Source organism: Sphingorhabdus sp. (assembly GCF_044374345.1).
Taxonomy (GTDB): Bacteria; Pseudomonadota; Alphaproteobacteria; order Sphingomonadales; family Sphingomonadaceae; genus Sphingorhabdus_B.
Genome location: NZ_JBILOS010000132.1, coordinates 1 through 4214, shown reverse-complemented (window position 1 = coordinate 4214; position 4214 = coordinate 1). Strand labels below are relative to the sequence as shown.

Here is a 4214-nt window from a genome sequence, read left to right as displayed (position 1 = left end):
TCGCGCCGCGATCCGGCAGGACAGCTTGTGAACGAAACCGTTGATGCGGCCGAGGATCTGACGCCTGCAGGCGATGGCGAACGGCTGCATATCAGCGGCTTGCTGGTGGGCTTTGTCTCGGGGCTTCCACAGTTGGTGTTTCCGATGGTCGCCGCGATCTTCGGTGTTCGCAAAGCCGACAATCCGGTTCTCATTCCCATTGTCATCGCGGCTGTTCTGTTATTCAGTCTGTTCTTTCGCTGGTTGGCATGGCTGCGGTTTCAATATTTCGTCGGCGAACATGATATCCGGGTCGAGAAAGGGATTTTGAACCGGACGGCGCGCTCCATCCCCTATGAGCGTATTCAGGATGTCAGCATCGAACAAAAACCGCTCGCCCGCATGATGGGGCTGGGTGAGGTCAAGTTTGAAACCGGTGGCGGCGATGGCGACGATGCGAAACTGAGTTTCGTCACATTGGCCGAAGCGAACCGCCTGCGCGCGCTTATCCGGTCGCGTAAGGCTGGGATGGCGGTTGCCGCTGCGGCAGACGCTCCAGAGCATGTTGAAGACGACGCGCACCCGATATTTGCGATGGATGGCAAGCGGGTGTTCGTCTTTGGCCTCTATTCCTTTTCACTCGTGATTTTTGCGGTGCTCGGTGGTCTTGCGCAGCAATTTGATTTCCTGCTGCCTTTTGATTTTTGGGACGTCAAACATTGGATCGGGCTTGCCGAAGAACGCGGTGTGAGCGTGAACCAGATCAACGGCGTTGGTGTGTTCGCGCAGCTGATCTTGGCCTTCGGAGCCATTACCAGCCTGATTTTCATTGGCTTTGCGACGGGCGTGGTGCGCACGATTTTACGCGAGCATGGTTTCCGGCTCGACCAAACTGCCAAGGGGTTCCGCCGTCGGCGCGGTCTGTTTACGCTCACGGATGTGATCATGCCCGCACACCGCGTGCAGGCGGCAGTCGTGCAAACGGGGCCATTTCGGAAACGCCGTGGCTGGCACAGCCTGAAATTTGTCAGCCTCGCGCAGGACAGCAAGCAAGAGGCGAACTATGTCGCCGCACCCTTTGCGACACTGGACGAAGTGTGGCGTATCGCGCAAGCCGCCGCAATCGCTGCGCCCGATGGTGACGAACGGCTGCAACGCGGGGCTGTAAAACATTGGTTCACGCAGCTTTTGTTCATCGTGCCCGTGCTGTTGACCGCCATGGCTGCGCTGGTGATTTTCGCGGATGTCCCCATTGGTCGCACGACATTGTTGCTGCTGTTACTGTTGCTTCCGGGCGTATACTTGTGGCTGGACTGGCGGCAGTATCGTTTCGGGCTGGATGACCGTCAGCTGTATCTGAGGCGCGGCTGGTGGCGGCAACAGATGACGATTGCGCCTCAGGTGAAGGTGCAAAGCGTTGAAATTGCGCAAGGCCCGCTGTCGCGGCGGCAGGGCCTCGCATCGCTCCGGTTCGGCATCGCTGGCGGGACAATGGAGATGATCGCGCTGCCGCTGGCTACTGCTGTCGCTATCCGCGATGCCGTTATGGAAAAGGTTGTTGCCGTCGATTATTCAGCGATCAATCAATCGCATTAGCAACCTGCGTTTCGATCACGCTGCCATCATCCTTGCGCAAGGTCATGACCACCTTTTTCGCGGCCCAATCAATGTCGATTTGACCAAAGTTGGCAATGCCCCAAAAACCGCCTGTCCGGCTTGGATCAGGTTCGCGGTCACCGCCGTCGCCTTTGCCAAAGGCGAAGTTAAGCGAGCTGGACGTGAAGTCCCAAAGCGGTTTGGAAAGGCCCGGCGCATTGGTCTTGTAAAAGCCACCGGAATGCCGGTCGCCGGTCAGGAATATCGCATTATTAACTCGCTTTTGGCCCAACAATGCATAAAGGCGGTCGCGCTCTTTAGGGAAATTGGACCAGCTTTCGAAATTATGCGCGTCGGTTATCACCTGCGTTGATGAAATGATGAAGCGCACGTCTGCGGGCTTATCCAGTTCCTGTGCCAACCATTCCCATTGCGCACTGCCCAGCACCGTCGCTTTGGGATCCATGTTGGGGATGTACCAGCCAAGCGCAGGCGATGGATCGCGATAGGGCATGGAGGCGAGGTCGGAACGGAAAAAGCGCGCATCGAGGATGATGAACTGCACCCGCTTGCCCTGCGGACCGACGATGCGGCTTTCATACACGCCGGGGCGTGCGCGCACTTCGTCGGATGCGCCCCAATAGGTCTCATAGGCTTTTTCGGCCCATTCCTTGAACGCGAACGATCCGCCGGCGTCATTGGCGCCATAATCATGGTCATCCCATGTGGTCATCATGGGGACACTGCGGCGGAATCGGTCAAATTCAACACGGCTGTTCAGCTTTTTATAGCTCGCGGCCAGCGTCGGGATGTCCGCCCCATTTGTTGGCCGTATATCGCCATAGACATTGTCACCGATCAACAGAAACGCCTGCGGATTTTGCGCGGCAATCACGTCCCAGAATTTCATATCGCGGTTTTCGTTGAGGCAACTGCCGAATGCAAAACGTGTAATCACCGTATCGGCAGACAATGCAGGATTGGCTGGTGCCTTGGGCAGTTTGACCTCCAGCGCGGCATAATAAGGACGCAATGCCTCCTGCGCGCTTGTTGGTGCGGCCTGCGGCGGTGTAACCGTACTGGCACATCCCGAAAGAAGCAGGGCGAATATGGGGAGGGCATATTTCATGAGCGCATCTTGCCTTTAATCAACAATTGGGTTGCCCCATCCTCGCCTTTGGAAAGCAGCGCGTCAATCCCGTATACGGTCGCGAGGTTTTGCGCGGTGATGACATCATCAACCGCACCCTGCGCAAAGACCGAACCGTGATACAGAAGCACGACATGGTCTGCAAAGCGCACTGCGTGGTGCAAATCATGCAGGACCGCGATGACACCTTTGCCGCCGCGCGCCTGCTGCCGCAACAGATCAAGAATGTCGAGTTGATAGCCAGGGTCGAGGTTCGCCAAGGGCTCGTCGGCGAGGATCCATTCAGGCTCTCCCGCCAACACGCGCGCCAGCAATACGCGCGCGCGTTCGCCGCCCGACAACTGGGTAATCGGTCTGTGCGCAAAGCCATCGGTTGCGGTTGCGTGCATCGCTGCGGCAATGGCCCTGCGGTCATCGGCCGACGCCCCTGCGCCGCGCGAGTGCGGTATGCGGCCAAGCGCAACCAACGCCTCGGACGTGATCGCCCAATGCGTTTCTGCGCCTTGCGGCAGCAGTCCGATGCGCTTGGCCCGCGTCGGTGCGGGCATTGCCGCAATATCGTCGTTGCCAAGCTTTGCTGCGCCGCTGTTTGGCTTTCGCAGACCCGCAAGGCAGGCCAGCAATGTCGATTTGCCTGCACCATTGGGGCCAAGGATGACGCTGAATCTTCCCGCTTCAAACGTGGCATTGATTCCCTCAAGCGTCGCGGTGCTGCCATGGGCGAAGCCGAGATTTTGGACATTCAGGTTCATGCTGGACCCTTGCGATAACGTAAGAGCAGCAGCAGGAAGAATGGCGCGCCAAGGACTGCCATGGCGATGCCAAGCCGCATTTCACCGGGGCCGGGGATGAGGCGCACAAGGCTGTCTGCCATGAGTGTCAAAACTGCGCCACCCAAGGCAGAAGGCACCAAAATGCGGGACGGCTGTTCGCCATAAAAGCTGCGTATGAGGTGCGGCACGATTAGCCCGACAAAGCCGACGACACCGGATACTGCGACGGATGCGCCAACCGAAAGGCCAACGCCAAGGACGATCAGCCACTGGAGCCGAAACAGGTCGATACCAAGGCTTTTGGCGCCATTCTCGCCCAAGGTCAGCGCATCGAGCGCACGGCCTGTGGTCAGCAACAGCAAAACGCCAATCGCCATGAACGGCAGCGCGGTCAGCACATCCTCGATCAGCCGGTCGGTCAGCGCACCCATCAGCCAGTTTATAATTTCACTGGCGGCAAATGGGTTCGGCGCGATGCTGATGACAAAGGCCGTCAATGCACCCGCCAGCGTGGACAAGACCATGCCGCCCAATATGAACCCGATCGGCCCGCCACCGCGGCCGATTGCCAGCAGCAAAAGGATGCTGGCGCCCGCACCAATCATAGCGCACCCGAATAGGCCAAAGGGCACAAGGTTGATGCCTAAGAAGATCGCCAGAACGCCGCCCAAAGCAGCACTTGCTGAAACCCCCAGCACGGTCGGGTCGGCCAGTGG

4 protein-coding genes are annotated in these 4214 nt (G+C 58.6%); 1 reads left to right on the top strand and 3 read right to left on the bottom strand.

Going from position 1 to position 4214, the window contains the following annotated elements:
* Nucleotides 1-1575: PH domain-containing protein (locus tag ACIQ5B_RS10405; RefSeq protein ID WP_397598959.1), on the top strand; the 1575-nt coding region annotated here is incomplete at its 5' end.
* Here the strand turns inward: ACIQ5B_RS10405 and ACIQ5B_RS10400 are convergent.
* The 3 genes from ACIQ5B_RS10400 to ACIQ5B_RS10390 form a co-directional block, all read right to left on the bottom strand.
* Nucleotides 1559-2704, bottom strand: a complete 1146-nt coding sequence (locus ACIQ5B_RS10400) for an alkaline phosphatase D family protein (protein WP_397598958.1) — start codon at nt 2702-2704, stop codon at nt 1559-1561. The genes ACIQ5B_RS10405 and ACIQ5B_RS10400 overlap by 17 nt on opposite strands.
* On the bottom strand, nt 2701-3477 hold the full coding sequence (locus ACIQ5B_RS10395; RefSeq protein WP_397598957.1) for an ABC transporter ATP-binding protein: 777 nt from the start codon (nt 3475-3477) through the stop codon (nt 2701-2703). The genes ACIQ5B_RS10400 and ACIQ5B_RS10395 overlap by 4 nt, the downstream gene beginning before the upstream one ends.
* Nucleotides 3474-4214 (bottom strand): FecCD family ABC transporter permease (locus ACIQ5B_RS10390; protein ID WP_397598956.1); only part of this gene is annotated, 741 nt, incomplete at its 5' end. The genes ACIQ5B_RS10395 and ACIQ5B_RS10390, both read right to left, overlap by 4 nt.